Here is a 26,054-nt window from a genome sequence, read left to right on the forward strand (position 1 = left end):
AAATTAGCATTGACTAATGAATTAGTAATTGCTAATTGATTGACATGATCGAAGCCGTCCCCAATCCTGTCACCGCCGTGATGCGCGCCCTCGCCGATCCAACCCGCCGCGCGGTGTTCGAGCGCGTCTTCGACAGCAAGGAGATCAGCGTCGCCGAGCTGACGCGCGGCAGCGGCGTCACGCAGGGCGCGATCTCGCAACATTTGAAATCGCTGAAGCAGGCCGGCCTCGTCGCCGAGCGCGCCGAGGGCCGCAACGTCTATTACCGCGCCGCCCCGCAAGGCCTCGAACCGTTGGTGACCTGGATGGATCATTACGGCGTGTTCTGGCGCGAGCGCTTCCAGAACCTGCGTGACCTCTTGAAGGAGATCGACCCGTGAGTGCAGCTGCGTTGAAAACCGAGACCAAAGACATCGTCATCGATGAGGTGCTCCCTCATGCGCCGGAGACCGTCTGGAAGGTGCTGACCAATGCGCAACTGATCGCGCGCTGGCTGATGAAGCCGACCGGTTTCGAAGCCGTCGAAGGTACGGCTTTTACCTTTCAAACCACGCCGGGCGGCAATTGGGACGGCGTCATTCATTGCCGTGTTCTGGAGGTCGTGGCTGGCAGGCGTCTCGTCTACGCCTGGAAAGGCGGCCATGAGCGCAACACCGGCTATGGCGCACCGCTCGACACCGTCGTGACGTGGTCCCTCACCCCGGTCGAAGCCGGCACACGAATCCAGCTGATTCACGCGGGCTTCGTCATGCCCAGGAACGAGAGCGCGTACAGTGTCATGAGCGGCGGCTGGAAGAAGGTCGTCCGGCAACTCGACGAGATCAGCGGCGAAAGCAGTTGAGGAGCCATCACCATGGACAAGCCCTATACCGGCGGCTGCGCCTGCGGCGCGATCCGCTATTCGATCACCGGCGAGCCTCTGTTCAGCAACCACTGCCAGTGCCGGGACTGCCAGCGTGAAAGCGGCACCGGCCATGGCTCGTACGCCACCTTCGCGCGCGCCGGGGTCACGGTGACGGGCAAGGCCAAGACATGGGACATGGTTGGCGACAGCGGCAACGTGAAGACGCGCGCCTTCTGCCCCGAGTGCGGCTTGCCGGTCTACATGACCTTTGCCGCCATGCCCGACATCTTCACCATCCGCGCTGCGAGCCTCGACGAGCCCGCGCGCTACAAGCCGCAAGTGGTCACCTACGCCGCGCGCGGGCATGACTGGGATCATCTCGATCCCGGCCTCGCCAAGTTCGAGACGATGCCGCCGGGCTGAGGCGAAGGCCTCAGCCAAAGTCGAGCACCATGCGGCCGTCGATCTTGCCGGCCTTCATCCGGTCGAAGACGTCGTTGATCTCAGCCAGCGGCACCTTCGCCACCTCAGCCTTGACCTTGCCGTCGGCGGCGAACGCGATGGCTTCGTCGAGATCCCGGCGCGTGCCGACGATGGAGCCACGCACCGTGATGCGCTTGAGCACGACGTCGAAGATCGGTGTCGGGAATTCGCCCGGCGGCAGGCCGACGAGGCTGACGGTGCCCTTCCGGCGCACCATCTTCAACGCCTGGGCGAAGGCAGCGGTCGAGACCGCCGTCACCAGCACGCCGTGCGCCCCGCCGCCGGTTGCCGCAAGGACATTGTCCACGGCGCCCGCCGCAAGCGCGTTGACCGCGAGATCGGCACCGGCCTCCCGCGCAAGCGCGAGCTTGTCCGCGGCGATGTCGACGGCTGCAACCTTGAGCCCCATCGCCTTGGCGTATTGGATCGCGACGTGGCCGAGGCCGCCGACCCCCGAGATCACGACCCACTCGCCGGGCCTGGCCTCGGTCTCCTTCAATCCCTTGTAGGTGGTGACGCCAGCGCACAGGATCGGCGCAATAGCGGCAAAATCGATCGTCGCCGGCAGCTTCGCCGCAAAGGCGGCGGAGGCAATGACGTATTCAGCAAAGCCGCCGTTCACGCTGTAGCCGGTGTTGTGCTGGTGCTCGCACAACGTCTCCCAGCCGGTCTCGCAATATTCGCAAGACATGCACGCGTCGTGCAGCCAGGCCACGCCCACGGCGTCGCCAACCTTCAGATTCTTCACGCCGGGCCCGAGGGCGGCGACGATGCCGGCGACTTCATGCCCGGGAATGAAGGGCGGAACCGGCTTCACCGGCCAGTCACCGGTCGCGGCGTGCAGATCGGTGTGGCAGACGCCGCAGGCCTTCACCTTGACGAGAACCTCGCCCGGACCGGGCTCCGGCACCGCTACGTCCTCAATCACCAGCGGCTTGCCAAATTGTCTGACGACGGCGGCTTTCATGGTCGGCATCTGTCTGCTCCTTTGCATTGCGCGAGCAGACTAGCGAAGCCACACAGCCCCCGTTTGATTGGGGTCAAACCGCACAAACTTTACGCAGCGCGGTGTCCTCATCACGTCCTGGTGACGGCGCCACGATGGACGCTGCTGGCGTCAGCTATGGAACTTCAGACCATCGATAATCTTGTCAATCACCTTGCGCTCGGCGCGCATCGCAATGCCGACGAGATTGAGATCGGCACGCGCGACCGCCCTCACCGCCTCGCGATTGGCGGCGTCATGCGTGGTCTTGAACATGTCCTCGGTATAGACCGCTGGCATGACGTTGCGGGTGAGCGCACGGTCGAGTGCGCGCGACAGCGCCGGACCATCAGCACCATAGATCAGGATCGGCTGACCGATCAGCGCAAGATATTTCGTGCCCGAGGCATCCTCATAGGCATCGCCGATGCACTCCGGAAAGGCAGCCGCAATACCGCTCGTCAGGAACGAGGCAACATTGAGCTTTTGCCAGACTTCCAGATCGTTGCGGATGACGACGGCAATCTTGGTGTCGAACTGCATGAATTCTCCCAACACACATCCAAGCGCCGGGAAAGAAACGAAGATTCTGCGCGCGCCGACGCTCGACATGAACGTAACCTGGATTGACCCATCGATCACAGCTCGGAAATTTCAACGGAGATGCGACCGGCTGCGCTTCTCCTCGCTGGCCAAGTCGGGTATACGTCGGCGCTCTGTCACTGAACTGTCATAAACCTTGCATGTCCGAAACTGGCGCGATCAAGCGAGCCCTCGAACCCGTGCAGCGGCTTGCGAAGGCCAACGGTCATCCGGTCCCGGACGACAGAAGGACATCTGGCACCTTCACCGTTCCGTCCGCGGGCGAGGCACCCGGTTCCGAACTCCCTGACAATGAATCTTCGCGTAACGAGTCTGTTCAGGCCGACCGCTCGACTGACGAAGCGCGCACAGCAACGGCCGCGCCGGAAATTGCTCCTTCCCGCGAGGTCGCGCCGCAAGCCAGTGAAATCGAGCTCAAGCTGCTGGTCGCCGCCGATCGCCTCGCCGATTTCGGCAACGCGCCCGTCATTGTCGCAAACGCGCGCAACAAAGGCTCGCGTAAGCACCTCAGGGCCGTCTACTACGATACGCCCAAGCGTGCGCTTCAACGTAACGGACTGAACTTTCGGGTTCGCCAGAGCGGTTCGCGCTTCACGCAAACGGTGAAGACCGAATCTGGCAACGATCCGCTGCGGCGTGGCGAATGGGAGGCGAGCGTGCCTTCCATGACACCCGACGTCACGCTGGCGCTGCCCTTCCTCCCGGAGAAACTACGCGCCGATCTCGCGCGCCGTCCACTCGAAGCGGTCTTCAGCACCGACATTCGCCGGCATCAACGCATCGTCGACCTGCCGTCGGGCTCGGTCGAAATTGCCTTCGACCAGGGCCATCTGACCGCCGGCGATCGGTCGCTTCAGGTCAGCGAGATCGAACTCGAGCTCAAGGCTGGCAACCCGTCCGCCATCTGGGAGCTCGCACTCCGGCTTGCCGAGCATGGGCCGGCCAGGCCTTCCATTCGCAGCAAATCGGCGCGCGGCTTCGAGCTCGCGTCGGGCGTCCCGCCGGCCGTCAGAAAGCCGCGCAAGCTTCGGCTCGATCCATCCTCGTCGCTCGACGAGACTTTTGCCGCGATCCTGCGCGCCTGCCTGCATCATCTGCTCCAGTCGATTCCAGCCGCCGAGGATGGACGCGATCCCGAAGGCATCCACCAGCTTCGCGTCGCGCTGCGCCGCCTGCGGTCCGCGCTGGACCTGATGCGATCGGTGGTGTCGCTGAACAAGCTCGACCTGTTGCGGTCGGAGGCCAGATGGCTGGCGCTAAATCTCTCGCCCGCGCGTGACTGGGACGTCTTTCAGCAAGACACATTGCGCATCGTCGCGCAAGGCTGCCCTTCGATCGCGGGCTTCGACACGCTTGAACACGCCGTCGAGCAGCGCCGGGTCGCCAGCTACGACAAAGTGCGCCAGGTGCTGGCCGATCGCCGCACGTCGTATTTCCTGATCGGCCTTGGCGGCTGGATCGAAGCGCGCGGATGGCGCAGCGACGTCGCGCCGGAACATCTGGGACAACTGGCCGAGCCCGCGACCAATTTCGCCCAACGCATCCTTTCGACCCAACACGCCAAGGTGCTCAAGCGCGGCCGCCGTTTCAAATCACGCAGCACGGAAGAGCGACACCGGGTCCGGCTTGCCGCGAAGAAACTACGCTACGTCGCTGATTTCCTGCTGCCGCTTTACGGCGAACGAAAATCCGCCAAGCGCTTTTCGAGCAAGCTCGCCGAACTACAACAGCAGCTCGGCATCTACAATGACATGGCGACGACGGCGTCACTGCTCGCAGACATTGGTCCGGAGTCAGGCAGCAGCACTGCCGCAGCAGCCATCGCCGGCTGGCAGGCGCACGCCATGGTCGGCGTCGAGCCGCGCTTGAACAAGGCCTGGTCGGAGTTCGTCAGAACGAAGGTGCCCTGGTCGGCCGGCGCCGGGGCCTGATCGGCCGCTTCAGCCCTTGATCAACCTTTGGCGTCGCAGGCCCAGGCGCGGATCACGCATTCCTTGCCGCCGTATTTGTAGCATTCGCGCGTGGCGGCATTGAGCGTGGCCGAGATCTTCGGCTTCACGGCGTAGCCATAGGCGCCGCAGGGGTTGGTCATATCGACCGACATCGCCGCACAGGCGCGCTTCATCGTTACGGTCGTGCAGTCGCCCTTGCACTGCTTCTGCGCAGCCGCACGCGCCTCATGCTCGGCACCGTAATCATAGGCCTGGCCGTAAGCGCCGCACTTGCCGACGGCAAATGCGCCGGCCGCGTGGGCGTCGGTGATATAACGGGCGCCGGCGACACCAACCGACAGCGCAAAGAAAAACATCGCGCAACGGCGCGCGACGACGTTCGAAGCCATGGAAAACCCCTCCCCCCAAGGCAGGTGGACGGGACTCTAAGCGGCGGTCGTTTCCAGATGGTGAACGAGTGGTTGAAATCAGTGATCTGGAATGTGTCACCACGGAAACGGTGCCGGTGGGCAAAGCGATCTGTCCGCCGCAGCTCGAAGAGCGAAAGCGGAAGCGTGCCCACCAATTCAACGAGCCTAGCGGAGAAGATGGTGAGACGGCGCTGTGCGCCTTTGCCCTACGGCAGCGTCACCCGCGTCTTGCGGCTTCCAGCGCTTGCGGGGTGTCGATATCGAGGAAGGCGCCCTCGCCATCTACAGGCACTTCGGCGACCGCTTCGGTGTGCTTGGCGATCAGGTGCCGCGCGCCGACGTCGCCGTCGAGCGTCATCAATTCCTTGAAGAAGCGGCGCGACCACAGCACGGGATTGCCGCGACGCCCTTCGCTCACGGGCACGACGATGAGATTGCCGCGGTCCGGCGCAAAGCCGTCGATGAGACGGTCGATCAGGCCGGCGTCGATCAGCGGCATATCGCCGAGGCAAACCACCGCGCCGTCGCACGCGTCAGACACAGCCGCGATGCCGGCCTTCACCGAGCTTGCGATGCCGCCGGCGAAATCCGGATTCTTGACGAACCGCACCTTCAGGCCTTGCAGCGCTTGCTCGACCAGCTCGGTCTGATGGCCCGTGACGACGATTACCTCGGAGGCCTTGGACGCGAGCGCCTGCTCGGTCGCGATCCGCACCAGCTTCTTGCCGTCGAGCTCGGCGAGCAGCTTGTTCGGTCCGCCCATGCGGGTCGAGCGGCCCGCCGCGAGCACGATGGCCGCGACCTGGCTGTTGCCCTCGGTCTCGGGCTGCGCGCGCGGCTGTGGCCGCGTCACGATCTCCATCAACAGCCCGCCGACGCCCATGCCCATCAGTTCGGCGCGCGTCACCTTGATGCCGGCGAGCAACCGCATCAACACCCAATCGAAGCCGTTCTCGACCGGTGATCTCGCGCAGCCCGGTGCGCCCAGCACCGGCACGCCGTCGGCGCGCGCGATCAGCAAGAGATTGCCGGGATCGACCGGCATGCCGAAATGCTCGATCTCGCCGCCGATGCCCGTGACGGCTGCCGGGATCACGTCGCGGCGGTCGGCGATCGCCGATGCCCCGAACACGATGACGAGCTCGGCGCCAAGTCCGAGCAACTCCTTGATCGCAGCGGACAGCGCATGCTCGTCATGCTGGACGCGCCGCTCCGCGATGATGCTGGCGCCGGCTGGCGCGAGCCGTTCGGCGGTCACACGCAGCGTCTTGTCGATCACCTTGGACGACAGGCCCGGCAGCAACGTCGAGACCACGCCGACGCGCTTGATGACGTAAGGCGCGATCTTCAGCACGTCCTTGCCCGCGGCTTTCACCGCGGCATCGCGCAGGTCTCCTTCAACCCCGAACGGGATAATCTTGACGGTGCCGACCATCTCGCCTTCGACCACCGGCTTGTAGGCGGCGAGCGTCGCGAAGGTGATGGCTTCGTCAATATTGTTGATACGGTCGACCGCGGCGCGGTCGATCACCAGCAGACCCGGACGTGCGGCAAACAGATTGGCGCGGCCGGTGAAAGCACGCTCGACATGAATGCCCTCGCCGCCGATCGCAAGCGCGATGCTGGCGGCCGCGACGTCCTCGGAGACGTCGCCCGCCTCCATCCGCACCACGACGATATCCTTGATGCCGGCGCGCTCCAGCGCCTCGACTTCGGTGCGTCCGATCGTCGTGCCTTTCTTCAGCACCAGCGGACCCTGGCGCAGGGTGTGGACGGTCACCCCGCCGATCGCATCCCTGGGGTTCGCCGGGCCGAACTTCATGCCGCTACTTCTTTTTCTTTGGGTGGCAGCCGAAGCACCGCCGTGATCTCGGCCATGATCGCCACCGCGATCTCGGACGGCGAGACCGCGCCGATCGCAAGGCCAATGGGCGCATGGATGCGCGCGATATCGCTGTCCTTGGCGCCCTGCGCCCGCAGCCGGTCGCCGCGCTTGGCATGCGTCTTCCGCGAACCGAGCGCACCGATATAGAAGCAGTTGCGCTCGAAGGCGTGCAGCAGCGCGGGATCGTCGATCTTAGGATCGTGTGTCACCGCGACAAAAGCCGTGTAGGCATCGACGTTGAGCGGCGGCAGCGCCGTGTCGGGCCACTCGGCGACAAGCGGAATATCGGGGAAACGCTCGGCGCTCGCAAACGCCGTGCGCGGATCGACCACGGTAACGTCATAGCCGAGCGAGCGCGCCAGCGGCGCCAGCGCCTGGCTGATATGGACCGCGCCGACGATGACGAGCTTTGCGGTCGGCGCGTAGACATTGAGGAACAGCTTCTTGCCGCCGGCCTCGACATTGGCGCTTTTGCCCATGCGGAGTTGCTTGTCCAGCTCGGTGCGCAGCGGGTCTTTGGCAAAATCCGCAGCTTTCACCAGGCGCTGCTCGCCGCTCTCGGTGTCGGTCACCAGAATGGCGGGCCGGCGCGCGGCGCGCTCGGCGTTGAGTTCGTGCAGGATCGCGAGCTTCACGGCTAGCCAACCTTCTCGACGAAGACGCGGATGGTGCCGCCGCAGGACAGCCCGACGTTCCAGGCGGTCTCGTCGGCGACGCCAAACTCGAGCATTTTCGGCTTGCCGCTCTCGATCACGTCCATGGCCTCGGTGACCACGGCGCCCTCGACGCAGCCGCCGGAGACCGACCCCAGGAACGTGCCCTCGTCATTGATGACCAGGCTCGAGCCCGCCGGACGCGGCGCCGAGCCCCAGGTCTCCACAACCGTCGCCAGCGCGACGCCACGGCCGGCCTTCTGCCAGTCCTCCGCCGCCTTCAGGATATCCTCGTCGCGATCGAGCATGGTGGACCTCTCAAGCTGCGGAGCGGATCAGGCTGCGGTGATGCGGCGGCAACGGCCGGGAGAGCGTGCTGATCAGCTCGTGGATCGAACTCAAATTATGCACGGGCCGGAATTCGTCAACGTGCGGGAGCATCATTTTGATGCCCTGGGCCTTGGCCTCGAAGCCGCCGAACCGCAACAGCGGGTTGAGCCAGATCAGCCGCCGGCAGGAGCGGTGCAGCCGGTCCATCTCGAAGGCGAGCTTGGAATCGGCCTCCCGCTCCAGCCCGTCGGAAATCAGCAGCACGATGGCGCCCTGGCTCAAGACGCGCCGCGCCCACAATTTGTTGAAGTTGTGCAGCGAGGTCGCGATCCGCGTCCCGCCGGCCCAGTCCTCGACCGAGGCCGAGCAGCTCGCCAGCGCCTCGTCGGGATCTCGCTGTCGCAGCGCGCGGGTCACATTGGTGAGCCGGGTGCCGAACAGGAACACCGAGACGCGCTTGCGCGCGTCACCGATGGCATGCAGGAAATGCAGGAACAGGCGGGTGTACTCGCTCATCGAACCGGAGATGTCGAGCAGCGCTACGATCGGCGCCGGCTTCTCGATCCGTCCAAGACGATGGATGTCGATGATGTCGCCGCCGGTGCGCAAGGACGCGCGCAGCGTGCGGCGCATGTCGAGCCGCAGGCCGCGCGGATCGGGCTGGTGCCGGCGCGTCAGCAGCTCGGCTTGCGGCAGGCGCATCATCTCGATGGCCCGGAGCGCCTCAGTGATCTCGGCTGCGCTCATCTGCGCAAAATCCTTCTTCTGAAGGATCTCCTTGTCGGAGACCGACAGGCGCAGGTCCTGCTCCTGGTGCTGCGGCGTCTCGGTCATGCGCGGCTGCGACATCGCCTCCTGCACGCGGCGCGAGCCGGCCTGCGGCTTCTTCTTGGCCTGCTCCGGCAGCGGCACCGAATCCAGCATGTGCTTCCACTCTTCCGAGGCGCGGAAGAACAGGTTGAAGGCCTGCTTGAAAATCAGCGCGTGCTCGTGGCGCTTGACGAAGATCGCCTCCAGCGTGGTGAAGACGTCGGCGCGGTTGCCGATGTCGATCACCTGCAGCGCGCTCATGGCATCAATGACCGCCCCCGGTCCCACCGGCATGCCCGCAGAGCGCAGCGCGCGGGCGAAGCCGACGACGTTGTCGGCGAACTGTTCGGTTTGCTCGGGGGCGAGGTGATTGATGGCCATGGTGTTCAGCACTCTCAGTCGTCATTCCGGGGCGATGCAAAGCATCGAACCCGGAATCCATAACCACGATCGGGAGTATGGATTCCGGGCTCGCGCTACGCGCGCCCCGGAATGACGAGTTCGCTATGACGCACGGGCGTCAATTCTCGCTCGTCGCTTCCTTCAGCACCTTCTGCAAGGTGTCGCCCTGCATCCGCGTGATGTCGTCCTGGTATTTGAGCAGTGCACCGAGCGTGTCGCCGACCACTTGCGGGGTCAGCGAGCGGGCGTCCAGCTCGGACAGCGCGGTCGCCCAGTCGATGGTCTCGGCAACGCCCGGCGACTTGTAGAAATCCTGGTTGCGCAGCGCCTGCACGAAGCGCACGACCTGCTGCGACAGTTTTGCCGAGATGCCGGGCACGCGCGTCTTGACGATCGCGAGCTCGCGCTCGGCGGCGGGATAGTCGACCCAGTGATAGAGACAGCGCCGCTTCAGCGCATCGTGGATCTCGCGGGTACGGTTGGAGGTGATGATGACGATCGGCGGGTGCGGCGCTTTCACGGTGCCGAATTCGGGGATCGTCACCTGAAAATCGCTGAGGATTTCGAGCAGATAAGCCTCGAACGCCTCGTCGGCGCGGTCGAGCTCGTCGATCAACAGCACCGGCGGGCCGGCGACATCAGGCTCCAGTGCCTGGAGCAGCGGCCGCTTGATCATGTAGCGGTCGGCAAAAATGTCGCTCGAGAGCTGCTCACGATCGGTGTCGCCGGCAGCTTCCGCCATCCGGATCGCGATCATCTGCGCGGCGCTGTTCCATTCATAGACCGCGGAGGAGACATCGAGTCCTTCGTAGCACTGCAGGCGGATCAGCTTCCGCCCCAGCGCCGCCGACAGCACTTTTGCGATCTCGGTCTTGCCGACGCCGGCCTCGCCCTCCAGGAACAGCGGCCGGCCCATGCGCAGCGAGAGATACGTCACCGTCGCCAGCGACCGCTCGGCGAGATAGCCGCGCGAGGTCAGAAGTTCGAGCATCGCATCGACCGATGCCGGCAGGGTCGCTGAAGTCATGAGTAAGCCAGTCTCGCTACGCCCTCACCGGGACAAGTTTGGCCGAGGCGTGAGATTCACTCACTCCTTGGCGTTGGCGGCATCAACGGCCCGCCGCGTCAGCACGCCGATGAGATGCGCGCGGTATTCGGCGCTGCCATGGATGTCGCTGTTCAGCCCTTCCGCCGGCACCTCGATGCCGTCAAGCACTTTCGACGAGAACCGCTTCTTGAGCGCCTCCTCGAACGCCTCGATTCGGAACACGCCGTCCGAGCCGGCGCCAGTCACGGCGACCCGCACGTCCGAGGGACGCCGCGCCACGAACACACCGACCAGCGCATAGCGCGAGGCCTGGTTACGGAACTTGATATAGGCGGCCTTCTTCGGCAGCGGGAACATCACCTTGGTGATGATCTCGTCGGCTTCCAGCGCGGTCGAGAACAGGCCCTGGAAATACTCTTCCGCCTTGAGACGACGCTTGTTGGTGACGATGGTCGCCCCCAACGCGAGCACCGCGGCCGGATAGTCCGCGGTCGGATCGTTGTTGGCGAGCGAGCCGCCGATCGTGCCCTTGTGGCGCACGGCGGGATCGCCGATTCCGCCGGCAAGGCTGGCGAGCGCCGGGATCGCCTCGCCGACGACGGCCGAGGTCGCGACCTCGGCATGCTTGGCGGTGGCGCCGATCACCAGCGAACGGCCCTTCATCTCGATCGTGTTCAGCCCCTCGATATGGGAGAGGTCGACCAGATGCGGGGGACTTGCGAGCCGCTGCTTCATGACGGGAATCAGCGTGTGACCGCCGGCGATCACCTTGGCGTCCTCGTTCTTCACCAGGAGATTGGCGGCCTGCCGGACGGTCCCGGGCCGATGGTATTTGAATTCGTACATCTGGATGTCCTGATCGCGGGATGCGTGTGCGCTTTAGGCGAGATCGGAATTCGCCATCGCCTTTGCGCCGGCGGCGATCGAGGCGACGATGTTCTGGTAGCCGGTGCAACGGCAGAGATTGCCCTCTAGTTCTTCCCGGATCGTATGGTCGTCGAGCTCGTTGCCCTTGCGGTGAACGATGTCGATCGCGGTCATGATCATGCCGGGCGTGCAAAAACCGCACTGCAGGCCATGGTGCTCGCGGAAGGCCTCCTGCATCGGATGCAGCGGCGCACCGTCGGCGGCCAGCCCCTCGATGGTCTTCACCTCATGGCCGTCGGCCATCACAGCCAGCGTGGTGCAGGACTTCACGGCCTTGCCGTCGAGATGCACGACGCAGGCGCCGCACTGCGAGGTGTCGCAGCCGACATGGGTGCCGGTCAGGCGCAGATTCTCGCGCAGGAACTGCACCAGGAGCGTACGCGGGTCGACATTGGCCGTAACAGGATTGCCGTTCACGATGAGGGAGATTTTTGCCATAAGCACTCTCTATCAGCGCCCCGACGGGTCCCGTCGAAGCGGTTCTTTTTTATAATTATTCCAACCCATCATATGGGCCATTATGTCCGGGGGCAACATCACCCCAGGCGCACGCGGCCATGACGAAAGCGAGGGCGTTCAGGCCTGTACCGCCTTGGCGAAGTTCGCGAAAAATTCGTCGGCCAGCTTCTTGGCGGCGCCGTTGATCAGGCGCTGCCCGAGCTGCGCCAACTTGCCGCCGATCTGCGCCTCGACGTCATAGGAGAGCAGCGTACCGCCGTCCTTCTCGGCGAGCCTCACGGCCGCGCCGCCCTTGGCGAAGCCGGCCACCCCGCCCTCGCCTTCGCCCGAGATCTTGTAGCCGTTCGGCGGGTCGAGATCACTCAGCGTCACCTTGCCCTTGAAGCGCGCCGACACCGGCCCGACCTTCATTTTCGCGGTCGCACGAAATCCGCCGTCGTCGGTCCTCTCCAGCTCCTCGCAACCGGGGATGCAGGCCTTCAGCACCGCGGGGTCGTTGAGCTTCTCCCACACGGCCTCACGCGGCGCCGCAAGCTGGACTTCGCCGTTCATTGTCATGGCCATGGGGTGCCTCCCGAGATCACCGAATAATATTGCTCAAGTAACGCACGAAGGCCGCAAAGGAAAGGGCAGCCTCCGGTCACGTGCAATGCACGTTCGCACCTGCAAAAAGTCTTGTGCGGCCGGTCAGGGATTGGCAGAGCCGGGGCATGGTGATTAGGTCCCGCGCAACATGAGCACAGCCCTCTCCCCCCTGCTTGCGCCGATGCTGTCGAGCGCGGCCATGCGCGCCGTCTGCGACGACCGGTCGACGCTGCAGAACATGCTCGATTTCGAGGCAGCCCTGGCCCGGGCCGAGGCCGCCATAGGTTTGATTCCGAAGGCGGCGGTGGGCCCGATTGAAGCAGCCTGTAAGGCCGATACCTTCGACATGACCGGCCTGGCGGAGGCCGCGACGCGATCCGGCAATCTCGCAATCCCCCTGGTCAAGGCACTGACCGCCAATGTCGGCAAGGCCGATGCCGAAGCCGCGCGCTACGTGCATTGGGGCGCGACCAGCCAGGATGTCATCGACACCGCCACCATGCTGGGCTTGCGCGCTGCAATCGAGGTGCTGGACGCCGACCTCAGCCGCGCCATAAGGGGCTTTGCGACACTTGCCCGCACCCATCGCAATACCGCGATGGTGGCGCGGACCTGGCTTCAGCACGCGCTCCCGATGCCGTTCGGGTTGAAGGCCGCCGAATACGCCGCGGGCCTCGCCCGGGCCCGCTGCCGCCTGCGTCGGCTCTCCCGCGAGGGTCTCGCACTCCAATTCGGCGGTGCCGCCGGCACGCTCGCGGCCCTCGGCGACAAGGGGCTCGCAGTTGCCGAACGGCTGGCGCAGGAGCTGAACCTGCCGTTGCCGGAAGCGCCCTGGCACACCCATCGCGACCGCATCGCGGAGGCGGCTTCAAGCTTCGCGATTCTCGCCGGCACCTGCGGCAAGATCGCACGCGACGTCTCGCTGATGATGCAGACCGATGTCGGCGAAGCCTTCGAGCCCGCCGGCGAAGGCCGGGGCGGCTCCTCGACCATGCCGCACAAGCGCAACCCGGTCGCCGCCGCAAGCGCCCTTGGCTGCGCGACCATGGCCCCGCAGCTCGCCGCAACGATTTTGGCAGCCCAGGTGCAGGACCACGAGCGCAGCGCCGGGCCCTGGCATGCGGAATGGCCGACATTGCCGCAATTGATGCTGGTCACCTCGGGCGCGCTCGCCGCCATCGTCGACATCGCCGAAGGTCTCGACGTCGATGCCGCGCGCATGCGCAGCAATCTCGACGCGACGCACGGACTGATCATGGCTGAAGCGGTCACCTTTGCGCTCGCCGACAAGATCGGCAAGAGCGATGCGCATCATCTGATCGAGGCCGCGAGCAAGCGCGCGGTTGCCGAGAAGAAGCATCTGCGCGAGGTGCTCTCGGCCGATTCGCAGGTCACCGCGCATCTGACGCCGGAGAAAATTGCGGCATTGTTCGAGCCGATGGCCTATCAAGGAGCTTCTCAAGCTCTGATCGACCGGCTGCTCGACAGCCTAGAGCGCGAATAAATATACGGAGACGCCGCATGCCCATGATCGATGCCGACGGTTGCCTGATCAACGTCTCCGTCGAGGGCCGCGACGGCGGGCCGACCCTGATGCTTTCCAACTCGCTCGGCTGCACCTTGCAGATGTGGGAGCCGCAGATGAAAGCGCTGACGCAGGTGTTCCGCGTCATCCGCTACGACCGCCGCGGCCACGGCAAGTCAACCGTCGCCCCCGCGCCCTATACGATGGAGCGCTTCGGCCGCGACGTGCTGGCGATCCTCGACGATCTCAACATCGAGAAAGTGCATTGGTGCGGCCTGTCGATGGGCGGCATGGTCGGACAATGGCTGGGCGCCAACGCACCCGAACGATTCGGCAAGCTCATCCTCGCCAACACGTCTTGCTACTATGCCGAGCCGACCAAATGGCTGGAGCGCATCGACGCGGTGAAAAAGGGCGGCATCGCTGCGGTCGCCGACGGCGTGATCGCCGGCTGGCTCACCCAGGATTTTCGCGAGCGCGAACCTGAGATCACGGCAAAAATGAAATCGATGCTGCTCGCCACGCCCGTCGAAGGCTATCTCGCCTGCTGCGAGGCGCTGTCGACGCTGGACCAGCGCGCGCTGCTGCCGAAGATCAAGAGCCCGACGCTGGTGATCGCCGGCCGTCACGACGTGGCAACGCCGATCTCGGCGGGCGAGCTGATCCGCTCCAACATTCCCGGCGCGAGCATGACCATCATCGACGCCGCCCATATTTCCAATGTCGAGCAGCCGCATGCGTTCACCGACGCGGTGGTGGGATTCCTGACCCAGCGGTAACCGCCCTTACCGTCATTCCGGGGCGATGCGAAGCATCGAACCTGGAATCTCGATCTGCATTTTACCCGCTTCGAGATTCCGGGTTCGCCTCTTCGAGGCGCCCCGGAACGACTTCCTGGAGGAAAGACTATGGACGACCAACAACGCCGCGATGCCGGCATGAACGTGCGCCGCAAGGTGCTGGGCAATGCCTGGGTCGACAAATCGATCGCAAACCGCAACGCGTTCAACACCGACTTCCAGGACATGATCACGCGCTACGCCTGGGGCGAGATCTGGACGCGGCCGCATTTCGACGAGCGCACACGGCGCGTGCTGGTGATCGGCACCATGGTCGCGCTCGGGCAATGGGACGAATTCCGCCTGCACGTGCGCGCGGCGCTTGCCGAGGGTGGCTTCACCCCCGACGACATCAAGGAGATCTTGCTGCAGCAGGCGATCTATTGCGGCGTGCCGGCGGCGAACCACGCCGTCAAGGAAGCCTCAGCGATTGTGCAGGAGCTCGGCCTTATCAAAGGCTAGCGGCGCGGTATCCGCGACGTCGACGGCCTTCGGCGCCGCCGCCGGCCGCTCGATCACCAGCACGATCGCAGCACCGAGCAGCAGCAGAAGCTCGGTGGCATGCAGCCGAAGCGCGGCCATCTCGCCGACCTTCGAGGCCATCACCATGCTCGCGAACGAGATCAGGCTGCCGATCGCAAGCGCAATGCCGAGCGCCTCGTCGCTGGCTCCGCTTTTCCGGGTGCGCGGAATGGCGAGCAGCGCGAGATAGATTGCAAAGAACGCCACCACGGTCAGCCGTCCGAGTGCCAGCAGCCAGGCGGCGCGCACCGTGCTCATGCCGGATATCTGGAGCTGATCGCTGAGGAACAGCGCCACCGCAATGCTCGGCCGCTCATAGAGGCCGTGCACCGGCGCCACAAAGATGTTGAAGGCGACCAGCGTCCAGGCCGGAATGAAATAAGCTGCCAGCAGCGCGCCGTTCACCGAGCCGATCCGCCAATTCCTGAACATGCCGCTTCCCGCTTCGTCTGCTACCCGCCTTCGACGGAAGGCTTTGCCGGGAGCTAACTCGCATCAGACTGTGGCGGCAATTTAAACCCTTTGTTTACCTTAATTGCCCGGGCGGCCGATTCATCCAAAGAAAAAGCCCCGCCTTTCGGCGGGGCCCACGCGACGCTACTCCCTGGGTGTTCAATCCAATTTATTGTCCTGCTGACCGCCCTGTTGCTGCCTGGACTTATCGCCCTGGCGCATCGGATCGTGCTGCTGCTGCTGTCCGGGTTTCTGGCCGCCACCCTGCTGCCCTGGCTGCTGGCTTGGGCGCTGCTGGCCGGGACTCTGACTCTGCTGGCCTGGATTCTGGTTCTGCTGCTTCGTCATTGGGGAAAGCTCCCTTGTTGGACGTCAGTTGGGGATAACCGCCCATGCCTGATTTGGTTGCTCTGCGGAACCCGGTTCCTCGCAGTTGCGGAACCGGAAGATGACACCCGCCACCAAAATGACTCTGTACAAGCCTTTTTGCCGAGACATGGCCAGTTGCAGCCGCCAGTTCCCTCCTGTTACAAAATGGGAAGAACGCTCAAGGGCTGCCGGGGCCCGAGAAGAAACGTAAGCACTCTCTCGAAGACCTCCCTTCAGTCGCGTCAGGTTTGGGTAACGGCAGCGCATGGATTATTTCGCCCAGCAGCTCATCAACGGCCTCGTGCTCGGCTCCATCTATGGCCTGATCGCGATCGGCTACACGATGGTCTACGGCATCGTCGGCATGATCAATTTCGCCCATGGCGATATCTTCATGATCGGCGGCTTCATCGCACTGATCACCTTCCTGATCCTGATCTCGCTCGGACTGACCGCGATCCCGGTGATTCTGCTCGTGGTGCTGCTGGTCTCGATGGCGATCACCGCACTTTATGGCTGGACCATCGAGCGCATCGCCTATCGGCCGCTGCGCCACTCCTTCCGTCTCGCTCCGATGCTGTCTGCGATCGGCATGTCCTTCGTGCTGACCAATTACTCGCAGGTGGCGCAAGGAGCGCGCGTCAAGCCGATCCCTCCCTTCATCACCGGCGGCTACACGCTGCATGAGAGCGCGGACGGCTTCGTGATCCAGCTCTCCAACATCCAGATCATGGTGGTCATCACCACCATCGTGCTGCTGGCGATCTTCACCTGGCTGGTCTCGCGCACACGGCTCGGGCGCGACATGCGCGCCTGCGAGCAGGACCAGACCATGGCGGCGCTGCTTGGCGTCAATGTCGACCGCACCATCTCCATGACCTTCGTGATTGGTGCTGCGCTCGCGGCTGTCGCCGGCCTGATGTATCTGCTCTATTACGGACTGGTCGATTTCTTCATGGGCTTCGTCGCCGGCATCAAGGCGTTCACGGCCGCCGTGCTCGGTGGCATCGGCTCGCTGCCGGGCGCGATGCTCGGAGGCCTCGCGATCGGCCTGATCGAGACGTTCTGGTCGGCCTATTTCTCGGTCGAGTACAAGGATGTCGCGGCGTTCTCGATCCTGATCGTCGTGCTGATCTTCATGCCGACCGGCCTGCTCGGCCGTCCCGAAGTCGAAAAAGTCTGACGGACCGCCCCGCGTGACAGCCACACCGCACGAGACCAAGAACGCAAGTCGCACCGCCGGCATCCCCTTCCTTCTGAAGACCGCCTTCATCAACGCAGCGATCGCGCTGGTGCTGTTCTCGCTGATGGTCGGCATCCGCACCGAGGCCGGCTCCGACGGCCAGCTCACATACTGGGCGCGCTTCGGCGATCTCGCTTCGCTCGTCGCCGCGGTGTTCGGCGGCTCGATCGTGATCGAGTTGCTGCGGCAATGGATCGGTCCGACCGGCACCGAGAAGCTGGTGCCGGCTTCGGTGCAGAGCAGCATGTCGTTCGTCGGCCGCTACCTTGCACCGGCGCTCCTGATCTTCACGCTGCTGGTGCCTGTCATCTTCTATAACCAGCGCTACATCCTCGACCTCGCGATCCTCGTGCTCACCTATGTCATGCTGGGCTGGGGCCTCAACGTCGTGGTTGGCCTCGCCGGCCTGCTCGATCTCGGCTACGTCGCCTTCTACGCGGTCGGCGCCTATTCCTACGGGCTGCTCGCCACCAATTTCGGCTTGTCGTTCTGGGTCTGCCTGCCGCTCGCGGGCATCCTCGCCGCGTTCTGGGGCGTGCTGCTGGGCTTCCCCGTGCTGCGCCTGCGCGGCGACTATCTCGCCATCGTGACGCTGGCCTTCGGCGAGATCATCCGCCTCGTCATCATCAACTGGCAGGATTTGACCGGCGGACCGAACGGCGTCTCCGGCATTCCCCGCCCCTCCTTCTTCGGCATCCCCCTCGACAACAGCGATGACGGGTTAGCGGCAAAGCTCGGCATCGAATATTCGCCGACCCATCGCATCGTGTTCCTGTTCTATCTGATCCTGGCACTGGCGCTGCTCACCAATTGGGTGACGATCCGCCTGCGCCGCCTGCCGATCGGCCGCGCCTGGGAGGCGCTGCGCGAGGACGAGGTCGCCTGCCGCGCGCTCGGCATCAACACCACGACCACCAAGCTCACGGCATTCGCGACCGGCGCCATGTTCGGCGGCTTCGCCGGTGCCTTCTTCGCCACGCGCCAGGGCTTCATCAGCCCGGAATCCTTCACCTTCCAGGAATCGGCGCTGGTGCTCGCCATCGTCGTGCTCGGCGGCATGGGCTCACAGCTCGGGGTCGCGCTCGCAGCCCTTGCCATGATCGGCGGCTTCGAGCTGTTCCGCAGCCTGGAGACCTACCGCATGCTGGTGTTCGGCATGGCCATGGTGCTGATCATGATCTGGCGGCCGCGCGGCCTGATCGGCCATCGCGCGCCGACCGTCTATCTGACCAAGGCGCAAACCATCTCCTCCGACCTCGTCAAGGAGGGACACGGATGAGCGGTGAGCCAATTCTCAGCGTCGACCGGCTCACCATGCGTTTCGGCGGCATCGTCGCCGTGCAGGACCTGTCGTTCGCCGCCGAACGGAAGAAGATCACCGCGCTGATCGGACCGAACGGCGCCGGCAAGACCACCGTCTTCAACTGCATCACCGGTTTCTACAAGCCGAGCGGCGGCGCCATCCGCCTCACCCATGACGATGGGCGCCAAATCGCGCTGGAACGGCTCAACGATTTCCGCATCGCCAAGCAGGCCAAGGTCGCCCGCACCTTCCAGAACATCCGGCTGTTTCCCGGCATGACCGCGCTGGAGAACCTGATGGTGGCGCAACACAATGCGTTGATGCTCGCATCGGGTTTCACGTTTCTCGGCCTGATCGGCGTCCCCACCTATCGCAACGCCGAAAAGCAGGCGATCGCGCTTGCCACCGACTGGCTCAAGCGGATCAATCTGCTCGACCGCGCCGACGACGCCGCCGGCAATCTCGCCTATGGCGACCAGCGCCGGCTCGAGATCGCGCGCGCAATGTGCACCGAGCCCGCGCTTCTCTGCCTGGACGAGCCCGCCGCAGGCCTCAACGCGCGGGAAAGCGCTGCGCTCAGCGAGCTTCTGCTCTCGATCCGCGACGAGCTCGGGACCTCGATCCTGCTGATCGAGCACGACATGTCGGTGGTGATGGAGATTTCCGACCACATCGTGGTGATGGACCACGGCGTGAAGATCGCGCAAGGCACGCCGCAGGAAGTGCGCGACGACCCGAAAGTGATCGCGGCCTATCTCGGTACCGATGAGGAAGAGGCTGCGGCGGTGATGGAGAGCGGGTCGTGACGTCAGTCCCCACTCCCCTGCTCGCGATCCGGTCCTTGCGCGCCGCCTACGGCAAGATCGAGGCGCTGAAGGGCGTCGATGTCGAGATCAATGCCGGCGAAATCGTTGCCCTGATCGGCGCCAACGGCGCCGGCAAGTCGACGCTGATGATGACGATCTTCGGCAAGCCGCGCGCCCGCGCCGGCCAGATTCTGTACGAAGGCCGCGACATCACCGACGTTCCGACCCATGAGATCGCCCATCTGCGCATCGCGCAGTCGCCGGAAGGCCGCCGCATCTTCCCGCGCATGAGCGTGGCGGAAAACCTCCAGATGGGCGCGGACGCGACCGAGTGCACCGATGCCGAGCGCGAGGCCACACTGGAGCGCGTATTCACGCTGTTTCCGCGGCTGAAGGAGCGCTACGTCCAGCGCGGCGGCACGCTGTCCGGCGGCGAGCAGCAGATGCTCGCGATCGGGCGCGCCCTGATGAGCCGCCCGCGCCTGCTCCTGCTCGACGAACCCTCACTCGGGCTGGCGCCACTGATCGCCCGCCAGATCTTCGACGCGATCCGGACCCTGAACAGGCAGGACGGCCTGACCGTCCTGATCGTCGAGCAGAACGCCAACCATGCGCTCAAGCTCGCACATCGCGGCTACGTCATGGTCAATGGCCTGATCACGCTGGCCGGAACCGGCACGGAGTTGCTGCAGCGCCCAGAAATTCGTGCCGCCTATCTGGAAGGCGGCCGGCACGGCTGAGCCACCCAGGGTGAAGTTCGCCTCGAGCGCGGCGGAATGCGCCGAAATATCTGCGCTTATGCCCGTATTTTGCCGGTGACTTCTCCCAGGATTCAATCAAGAATGGCGCCGGTTTGAACCGGGCCAACCCGGCAACTTCCACAGGCGATCACCCACGAGGTATCTCATGAAATCACTGAAGCTCATCGGTCTGGCATTCGGCGCGTCGATCGCGCTGTCGAGCGCGGCATTCGCGCAGGATGTCACCATCGCAGTCGCAGGCCCGATGACAGGCACGGAGTCCGCATTCGGCCGGCAGATGAAGAACGGCGCCGAGATGGCCGTCGCCGATATCAACGCCGCCGGCGGCGTCAACGGCAAAAAGCTTGCGCTCAACATCGAGGACGATGCCTGCGATCCGAAACAGGCGCGCTCGGTCGCCGAGAAGATCGCTGGAGCCAAGATCCCGTTTGTGGCCGGGCATTATTGCTCGTCGTCGTCGATCCCGGCGTCGGAGGCCTATGCCGACGGCAACGTGCTCGAGATCACGCCAGCCTCGACCAACCCGCTCTTCACCGAGCGCAAGCTCTGGAACGTGGCGCGCGTCTGCGGCCGTGACGATCAGCAGGGCCTGATCGCGGCGCAGTACATCGCCAAGAACTTCAAGGGCAAGAACATCGCGATCCTCAACGACAAGACCACCTACGGCAAGGGTCTTGCGGACGAGACCAAGAAGGCGCTCAACAAGGCCGGCATCACCGAGAAGATGTACGAGTCCTACAACAAGGGCGACAAGGACTTCAACGCGATCGTCTCGCGCCTGAAGCGCGACAACATCGATCTGGTTTATGTCGGCGGCTACCACCAGGAAAGCGGCCTGATCCTGCGTCAGATGCGCGACCAGGGCCTCAAGACGATCCTGATGGCGGGCGACGCGCTCGCCGACAAGGAATATGCCTCCATCACCGGCCCCGCCGGCGAAGGCACGCTGTTCACCTTCGGTCCCGATCCGCGCGAGAAGCCGACCGCGAAGAAGATCGTCGACGCCTTCAAGGCCAAGAACATCGACCCTGAAGGCTACACGCTCTATACCTACGCGGCGATGCAGGTCTGGTCGCAGGCGGCCAAGAAGGCCGGCACCACCGACGCCAAGAAGGTCATGGAAGCGATGAAGGCCGGCAAGTGGGACACCGTGATCGGCCCGATCGAGTATGACGCCAAGGGCGACATCAAGCAGCTCGACTACGTCGTCTACAAGTGGGATGCCAAGGGCGGCTACGCCCAGATCAAGGGTAACGGCACCTGAGACAGGATGCCTGACCTTTCCATGCCACCGTTAACGCCCCGGTTCGCCGGGGCGTTTTCTTTTGCAATACCGTCAGACGGCTGCGGACAGTTCGCCGCCAGCTGCTTCCTGCGCCTTCCTGAGCGCTTGCAGCAGGTCGTTTGGCCGAAACGGCTTTTGCAGGCAGACGACCCCGTCAAGACCGGGCGCCTCGCCGATGAAATCCAGCGCCGTCATGCCGGAGACGGCCACGATCGGAAATCCGGGAACCCGCTCGCGAATAGCGGCCATGACCTCGATACCGCTGGTGTCGGCCAGGAAAATGTCGACAATTACCGCGTCGAATACATCCTCGCTGAAGGCCTTCAGGCCGGCCGCGGCGGTGTCCGCTTCGACAACGTCATAACGGTTGACCCGAAGCACGATCGAGACCATCGCGCGCACGTCCTTCTGGTCATCGACAATGAGGACACGAGGCATGGGAACAACTCCCGGATTCATATCATTAATTGGTTCAATTCGACGGCGATGGGCGCCACGTCAGTATGAGTCCGTCCAGTAAAGCCAATCTTACCGATTCCCTATTCCGATTCCCTGTCCAGGTTAAGTAAGCTGTAACCCTCGGTTGAGTCGCCGGGGCATCCCCTCGGGACACGGGCCCGGAGCGGGCTACCATGCAAGCCAAGGCAGCCGGCCAAACGAAGTCACGTGGACTGCCCATGCCGACCCAGCGAGAGGTCAACGTGCACGCAAAGAACGACCGAAGCACATTCCTTTCCACCTTACCGGCTACGCAGAGTGACCGCACTGCAGCATTGGCGATTGTCGGTGTTTCGGCGGTCCTGTTCGCACTGGCTGTCCCCTTCGCAGGGACCCCGCTGATCCAGGTGCCGGCCTTCGTGGCCAGCTACCAATCAGCTCTCGCGGTCAACGACATCATCACCGCGGTTCTTCTGCTGTCGCAATTCTCTGTCCTGCGCAGCCGGGCGCTGCTGCTGCTGTCGACGGGCTATCTGTTCACCGCAGCTGCGGCGGTGACCCACTCCCTCACCTTCCCGGGCCTGTTCGCGCCGACTGGACTGCTGGGCGCCGGCTCTCAGACCACCGTCTGGCTCTACATGATCTGGCACGGCGGGTTTCCGCTGTTCGTGCTGTCCTATGGGTGGCTCAAGGACGGCTACGGCGGCAGCAAAATCGAAGGACCAACCGTGCGCGCGATCGTGCTGACCGTCCTCGGCGTGGTGGCGGCGATGGCCGTCATTGCCTGGATCGTCACCGCGCAGCACGATCTGCTGCCGGTCTTGCTGAGAGACGGTCGCTATACCACCACCATGATCGGCGTGGTGTCGTTCGTCTGGTCCTTGAGTTTCGCCGCGCTGATCACGCTGTGGTTCCGCAAGCCGCATACGGTGATCGACATCTGGCTGATGGTCACGATGTGCGCCTGGCTGTTCGACATCGCGCTGTCGGCAATCGTCAATGTCGCTCGCTACGATCTCGGCTTCTACGCCGGCCGTCTCTATGGACTTTGCGCCGCAAGCTTCGTGCTCGCCGTGCTCTTGATCGAGAACGTCCGCCTCCAGGCAAGCACGATGGGCCTCCTCGGCCAGCTGCGCGAGCAATCGGCGTCCGAGCGAGATTACTATAACAAGCGCCTCGCGCTCTACGGCGCCGTCGTCGAGTCCTCCAACGATGCCATCATCACGAAGTCGCTCGATGGTATCATCACGGGCTGGAACAAAGCCGCCGAGCGCCTGTTCGGCTATTCCGCCGCGGAGGCCATCGGCCAGCCGATCGAGATGATCGTGCCGGAGGATCGCAAGGCCGAGGTCAGAAGCATCCTCAACCGTGTCACCAGCAACGAATCGATTGCCCAGCACGAGACTGTCCGAACACGAAAAGACGGTCACCCGATCGACCTCGTGCTCAACATCTCACCGCTGAAGTCAGTCAACGGCGAGATCATCGGCGTCTCCAAGATTGCCCACGACATCACCGAGGAGAAGCAGTCGCGAGAAAAGCTGCGCCGGGAGATCGAGGAACGCGAGCGCATTTTCGAGACATCGCAGGACCTGATCCTGGTCACCGACGGCTACGGCAATTTCATCCAGGTCAGCCCGAGCGTAAAGGACATCCTCGGCTTCAGCCCGGCGGATATGATCGGGCACAGCGCAACCGAGTTCATCCATCCCGATGACCTCGATAAGACCCGAGGCGAGATGCGCGCAGCGCGGCGTGGCGCGGTCAAGCGCAGCTTCGAGGCACGCTATTATCACTACGACGGCCACGAGGTGACGCTGAACTGGATGGGCACCTGGTCGGAGCCCGTCAAGCGCCATTTCTTCATCGGGCGCGACCTCACTGACAAGCAGGCTGCAGAGGCCCAGCTCCGGCAGGTCCAGAAGATGGATTCCATCGGCCAGTTGACCGGTGGCGTCGCCCACGATTTCAACAACGTGCTCACCGTCATCACCGGCACGATCGGCATCCTGGCGGACGCGGTCGCCGACCGGCCCGAGCTTGCCGCCATCACCAAGCTGATCGACGACGCCGCCGAACGCGGCGCGCAGCTGACCAAGCATCTGCTCGCCTTCGCCCGCAAGCAGCCGCTTCAGCCGCGCGAGATCGACGTCAACGCGTTGACGCTCGAGGCCGCCAAGCTGCTGCACCCGACACTCGGCGAGCAGATCACCATCATGCCGCAGCTCACCGAGGATGCCTGGCCTGCGCTGGTCGATCCGGGCCAGCTCTCCACCGCGATCCTCAATCTCGCACTGAACGCGCGCGATGCCATGCCCGACGGCGGCACGCTGGTGCTGGAGACCCGCAACATCTTCCTCGACGACGGCTACGCCAGCATGAATCCCGACGTCGTCGCCGGCAACTACGTGATGATCGCGGTCAGCGACACCGGCTCGGGGATTCCGGCCGCGCTGCTCGAGCGGGTGTTCGACCCCTTCTTCACCACCAAGGAGGTCGGCAAGGGCACGGGCCTCGGCCTCAGCATGGTGTTCGGCTTCGTCAAGCAGTCCGGCGGCCACATCAAGATCTACAGCGAGGAAGGCCACGGCACGAGCGTGAAGATCTACCTGCCGCGGTCCACCGGCGTGCAGGAGACCGAGTACGAACAGCTCCAGAACGTGCCCATCACCGGCGGCGACGAGAAGATCCTGATCGTCGAGGACGACGCGCTGGTCCGGCAGTATGTCGTAACCCAGGTCAAGAGCCTCGGCTATGCCGCGCTCGAAGCAGCCAACGCGGCCGAAGCCCTCGTCATCATCGACGCCGACAACGACATCGACCTGCTCTTCACCGACATCATCATGCCGGGCAACATGAACGGCCGTCAGCTCGCCGACGAGGCGGCGCGGCGGCGACCGGATCTGAAGACCCTGTTCACCTCCGGCTACACGGAAAACGCCATCGTCCATCACGGCCGGCTCGATTCCGGCGTGCTGCTGCTGGCCAAGCCCTACCGCAAGTCGGAGCTCGCCAAGATGCTCAGGACGGCGCTGGCGAGTTGAGCGGGCCGCTCACGTGCGCTATCGCTGAAGCTATGCAGCGCACGGAGTGTGGCTCTTGAAAAACCTCCTCACCGATATCGCCGGCGTCCGCGTCGGCCACGCCCATGACGCAAAGCTCGCCTCGGGCGCGACCGCGATCGTGTTCGACCAGCCGGCGGTCGCGGCGATCGACATTCGCGGCGGCGGCCCCGGCACGCGCGAGGACGCACTGCTCGATCCCGCCAACACGGTCGAACGCGTTGACGCGATCGCGCTGTCCGGCGGCTCCGCCTTCGGGATCGAGGCCGGCGGCGGCATCCAGGCCTGGCTTGCCGAGCAAGGCCGCGGCTTCCGCGTCCGCGAGGCGCTGATCCCGATCGTGCCGGGCGCGATCCTGTTCGATCTGCTCAACGGCGGCGACAAGGCCTGGGGCCGCTTCGCGCCCTATCGCGATCTCGGCTACGCCGCGGCGGTCGCGGCCGGGACGGAGTTTGCGCTCGGCAGCGTCGGCGCGGGCTTCGGGGCCACCACCGCGACATTCAAGGGCGGGCTCGGCTCGGCGTCCGCGCTCACCAGCAACGGCATCAAGGTCGCGGCGATCATCGCCGTCAATGCGGTCGGCAGCGCCACCGTCGGCGACGGTCCGTGGTTCTGGGCAGCGCCGTTCGAGGTCAACGGCGAGTTCGGCGGCCGCGGATTGCCTGACAAATTCACCGACGACATGCTCAAGATGCGGATCAAGGGCGGTCCTGCCGCGACCGAGCGTGAGAACACCACGATCGGCGTCGTCGTCACCGATGCGGTGCTGACCAAGCCTCAGGCCAAGCGGCTGGCGATGATCGCGCACACCGGCTTCGCCCGCGCGATCTATCCGGTGCATGCGCCGACCGATGGTGACGTGCTGTTCGCCGCCGCGACAGGTGCGAAGCCGGTCGATCCAATCGTCGGCATGACCGAACTCGGCATGGTCGCCGCCAACGTGGTCGCCCGCGCCATCGCCCGCGGCGTCCACAGTGCAACCGCGCTGCCGTTCCCGGGCGCGCAGCCCGCGTGGAAAGATCAGTTTGGTTAGCTTGCCCCCTCACCCGGATTGCATCATCGATGCAATCCG

28 protein-coding genes are annotated in these 26,054 nt (G+C 64.5%); 14 read left to right on the forward strand and 14 right to left on the reverse strand.

What is annotated here, in order from left to right; translation table 11 throughout:
* Positions 1-44 precede the first annotated feature (44 nt).
* From JQ587_RS10450 to JQ587_RS10460, 3 genes are read left to right on the forward strand one after another with little or no spacing between them, the layout of a single operon-like run.
* A complete protein-coding gene (locus JQ587_RS10450) occupies positions 45-380 on the forward strand; it encodes an ArsR/SmtB family transcription factor (protein WP_212303070.1) in 336 nt (111 codons plus the stop codon).
* Positions 377-841: an SRPBCC family protein gene (locus tag JQ587_RS10455; protein ID WP_212425239.1), complete on the forward strand. Its 465-nt coding sequence runs from the start codon at positions 377-379 to the stop codon at positions 839-841. Before JQ587_RS10450 ends, JQ587_RS10455 begins: the two co-directional genes overlap by 4 nt.
* Positions 842-853: 12 nt before the next feature.
* A complete protein-coding gene (locus JQ587_RS10460; protein WP_212425240.1) occupies positions 854-1,267 on the forward strand; it encodes a GFA family protein in 414 nt (137 codons plus the stop codon).
* A 10-nt stretch (positions 1,268-1,277) separates the two neighbouring features.
* Here the strand turns inward: JQ587_RS10460 and adhP are convergent, their stop codons facing one another.
* Together adhP and JQ587_RS10470 are read right to left on the reverse strand one after the other, a co-directional pair.
* Entirely contained in the window at positions 1,278-2,303 is a 1,026-nt protein-coding gene (gene adhP / locus JQ587_RS10465) for an alcohol dehydrogenase AdhP (protein ID WP_212303067.1), read from the reverse strand.
* A 141-nt stretch (positions 2,304-2,444) separates the two neighbouring features.
* On the reverse strand, positions 2,445-2,855 hold the full coding sequence (locus JQ587_RS10470) for a DUF2000 family protein (RefSeq protein ID WP_212425241.1): 411 nt from the start codon (positions 2,853-2,855) through the stop codon (positions 2,445-2,447).
* Positions 2,856-3,055: 200 nt separating this feature from the next.
* On the opposite strand from JQ587_RS10470, the gene JQ587_RS10475 reads away from it, so the two are divergent.
* Entirely contained in the window at positions 3,056-4,846 is a 1,791-nt protein-coding gene (locus JQ587_RS10475) for a CYTH and CHAD domain-containing protein (RefSeq protein WP_212425242.1), read from the forward strand.
* Positions 4,847-4,866: 20 nt separating this feature from the next.
* On the opposite strand, the gene JQ587_RS10480 is transcribed toward JQ587_RS10475, so the two are convergent.
* From JQ587_RS10480 to JQ587_RS10520, 9 genes are all read right to left on the reverse strand, one after another.
* Positions 4,867-5,256, reverse strand: coding sequence for a DUF4189 domain-containing protein (locus tag JQ587_RS10480; protein ID WP_212425243.1), 390 nt, complete (start codon positions 5,254-5,256; stop codon positions 4,867-4,869).
* Positions 5,257-5,494: 238 nt separating this feature from the next.
* Positions 5,495-7,099: an NTP transferase domain-containing protein gene (locus JQ587_RS10485; protein WP_212425244.1), complete on the reverse strand. Its 1,605-nt coding sequence runs from the start codon at positions 7,097-7,099 to the stop codon at positions 5,495-5,497.
* Positions 7,096-7,797, reverse strand: coding sequence for an XdhC family protein (locus JQ587_RS10490; RefSeq protein ID WP_212425245.1), 702 nt, complete (start codon positions 7,795-7,797; stop codon positions 7,096-7,098). The genes JQ587_RS10485 and JQ587_RS10490 overlap by 4 nt, the downstream gene beginning before the upstream one ends.
* A 2-nt stretch (positions 7,798-7,799) precedes the next feature.
* Positions 7,800-8,123, reverse strand: coding sequence for an XdhC family protein (locus JQ587_RS10495; protein ID WP_008564652.1), 324 nt, complete (start codon positions 8,121-8,123; stop codon positions 7,800-7,802).
* Between the two features lie 10 nt (positions 8,124-8,133).
* Entirely contained in the window at positions 8,134-9,336 is a 1,203-nt protein-coding gene (locus JQ587_RS10500; protein ID WP_212425246.1) for a vWA domain-containing protein, read from the reverse strand.
* A 139-nt stretch (positions 9,337-9,475) separates the two neighbouring features.
* Entirely contained in the window at positions 9,476-10,384 is a 909-nt protein-coding gene (locus tag JQ587_RS10505) for an AAA family ATPase (protein WP_188095444.1), read from the reverse strand.
* Between the two features lie 60 nt (positions 10,385-10,444).
* A complete protein-coding gene (locus tag JQ587_RS10510; protein ID WP_212303060.1) occupies positions 10,445-11,251 on the reverse strand; it encodes an FAD binding domain-containing protein in 807 nt (268 codons plus the stop codon).
* Positions 11,252-11,284: 33 nt separating this feature from the next.
* A complete protein-coding gene (locus JQ587_RS10515) occupies positions 11,285-11,770 on the reverse strand; it encodes a (2Fe-2S)-binding protein (RefSeq protein WP_212303059.1) in 486 nt (161 codons plus the stop codon).
* Between the two features lie 138 nt (positions 11,771-11,908).
* The gene (locus JQ587_RS10520) at positions 11,909-12,355 is read right to left on the reverse strand and encodes an SRPBCC family protein (RefSeq protein ID WP_212425247.1); all 447 of its coding nucleotides are present in this window, start codon (positions 12,353-12,355) and stop codon (positions 11,909-11,911) included.
* Between the two features lie 169 nt (positions 12,356-12,524).
* On the opposite strand from JQ587_RS10520, the gene JQ587_RS10525 reads away from it, so the two are divergent.
* The 3 genes from JQ587_RS10525 (at position 12,525) to JQ587_RS10535 (ending at position 15,202) form a co-directional block, all read left to right on the forward strand.
* The gene (locus JQ587_RS10525; protein WP_212425248.1) at positions 12,525-13,880 is read left to right on the forward strand and encodes a 3-carboxy-cis,cis-muconate cycloisomerase; all 1,356 of its coding nucleotides are present in this window, start codon (positions 12,525-12,527) and stop codon (positions 13,878-13,880) included.
* Between the two features lie 17 nt (positions 13,881-13,897).
* On the forward strand, positions 13,898-14,680 hold the full coding sequence (pcaD, locus tag JQ587_RS10530; protein WP_212303056.1) for a 3-oxoadipate enol-lactonase: 783 nt from the start codon (positions 13,898-13,900) through the stop codon (positions 14,678-14,680).
* Positions 14,681-14,809: 129 nt separating this feature from the next.
* Positions 14,810-15,202, forward strand: coding sequence for a carboxymuconolactone decarboxylase family protein (locus tag JQ587_RS10535; protein ID WP_212303055.1), 393 nt, complete (start codon positions 14,810-14,812; stop codon positions 15,200-15,202).
* On the opposite strand, the gene JQ587_RS10540 is transcribed toward JQ587_RS10535, so the two are convergent.
* Both JQ587_RS10540 and JQ587_RS10545 read right to left on the reverse strand, forming a co-directional pair.
* Positions 15,164-15,694, reverse strand: a complete 531-nt coding sequence (locus JQ587_RS10540; protein WP_212303054.1) for a hypothetical protein — start codon at positions 15,692-15,694, stop codon at positions 15,164-15,166. The genes JQ587_RS10535 and JQ587_RS10540 overlap by 39 nt on opposite strands.
* A gap of 180 nt (positions 15,695-15,874) precedes the next feature.
* Positions 15,875-16,063, reverse strand: a complete 189-nt coding sequence (locus JQ587_RS10545; protein ID WP_212425249.1) for a hypothetical protein — start codon at positions 16,061-16,063, stop codon at positions 15,875-15,877.
* Positions 16,064-16,349: 286 nt separating this feature from the next.
* On the opposite strand from JQ587_RS10545, the gene JQ587_RS10550 reads away from it, so the two are divergent.
* The 5 genes from JQ587_RS10550 to JQ587_RS10570 all read left to right on the forward strand — a co-directional run bounded on the left by JQ587_RS10550 (position 16,350) and on the right by JQ587_RS10570 (position 21,461).
* Positions 16,350-17,267 carry an ABC transporter permease subunit gene (locus tag JQ587_RS10550; RefSeq protein WP_212303052.1) on the forward strand — a complete coding sequence of 306 codons (918 nt, stop codon included), beginning with the start codon at positions 16,350-16,352 and terminating at the stop codon, positions 17,265-17,267.
* A 13-nt stretch (positions 17,268-17,280) separates the two neighbouring features.
* Complete coding sequence (gene livM / locus JQ587_RS10555) at positions 17,281-18,606, forward strand: high-affinity branched-chain amino acid ABC transporter permease LivM (protein WP_349629491.1); 1,326 nt, start codon at positions 17,281-17,283, stop codon at positions 18,604-18,606.
* Positions 18,603-19,436 (forward strand): ABC transporter ATP-binding protein, encoded by an 834-nt coding sequence (locus JQ587_RS10560; RefSeq protein ID WP_212303051.1) that lies wholly within the window; start codon positions 18,603-18,605, stop codon positions 19,434-19,436. Before livM ends, JQ587_RS10560 begins: the two co-directional genes overlap by 4 nt.
* On the forward strand, positions 19,433-20,176 hold the full coding sequence (locus JQ587_RS10565; protein WP_212303050.1) for an ABC transporter ATP-binding protein: 744 nt from the start codon (positions 19,433-19,435) through the stop codon (positions 20,174-20,176). The genes JQ587_RS10560 and JQ587_RS10565 overlap by 4 nt, the downstream gene beginning before the upstream one ends.
* Positions 20,177-20,342: 166 nt before the next feature.
* Positions 20,343-21,461 (forward strand): branched-chain amino acid ABC transporter substrate-binding protein, encoded by a 1,119-nt coding sequence (locus tag JQ587_RS10570; RefSeq protein WP_212303049.1) that lies wholly within the window; start codon positions 20,343-20,345, stop codon positions 21,459-21,461.
* Positions 21,462-21,533: 72 nt separating this feature from the next.
* On the opposite strand, the gene JQ587_RS10575 is transcribed toward JQ587_RS10570, so the two are convergent.
* A complete protein-coding gene (locus tag JQ587_RS10575) occupies positions 21,534-21,920 on the reverse strand; it encodes a response regulator (RefSeq protein WP_212303048.1) in 387 nt (128 codons plus the stop codon).
* A 239-nt stretch (positions 21,921-22,159) separates the two neighbouring features.
* Here JQ587_RS10575 and JQ587_RS10580 point away from each other — a divergent pair, with 239 nt between their 5' ends.
* A complete protein-coding gene (locus JQ587_RS10580; RefSeq protein WP_212425250.1) occupies positions 22,160-24,964 on the forward strand; it encodes a PAS domain S-box protein in 2,805 nt (934 codons plus the stop codon).
* Positions 24,965-25,019: 55 nt separating this feature from the next.
* The gene (locus JQ587_RS10585; RefSeq protein ID WP_212425251.1) at positions 25,020-26,015 is read left to right on the forward strand and encodes a P1 family peptidase; all 996 of its coding nucleotides are present in this window, start codon (positions 25,020-25,022) and stop codon (positions 26,013-26,015) included.
* Positions 26,016-26,054 lie beyond the last annotated feature (39 nt).

Source organism: Bradyrhizobium manausense, assembly GCF_018130615.1.
GTDB classification, from domain to species: Bacteria; Pseudomonadota; Alphaproteobacteria; order Rhizobiales; family Xanthobacteraceae; genus Bradyrhizobium; species Bradyrhizobium manausense_A.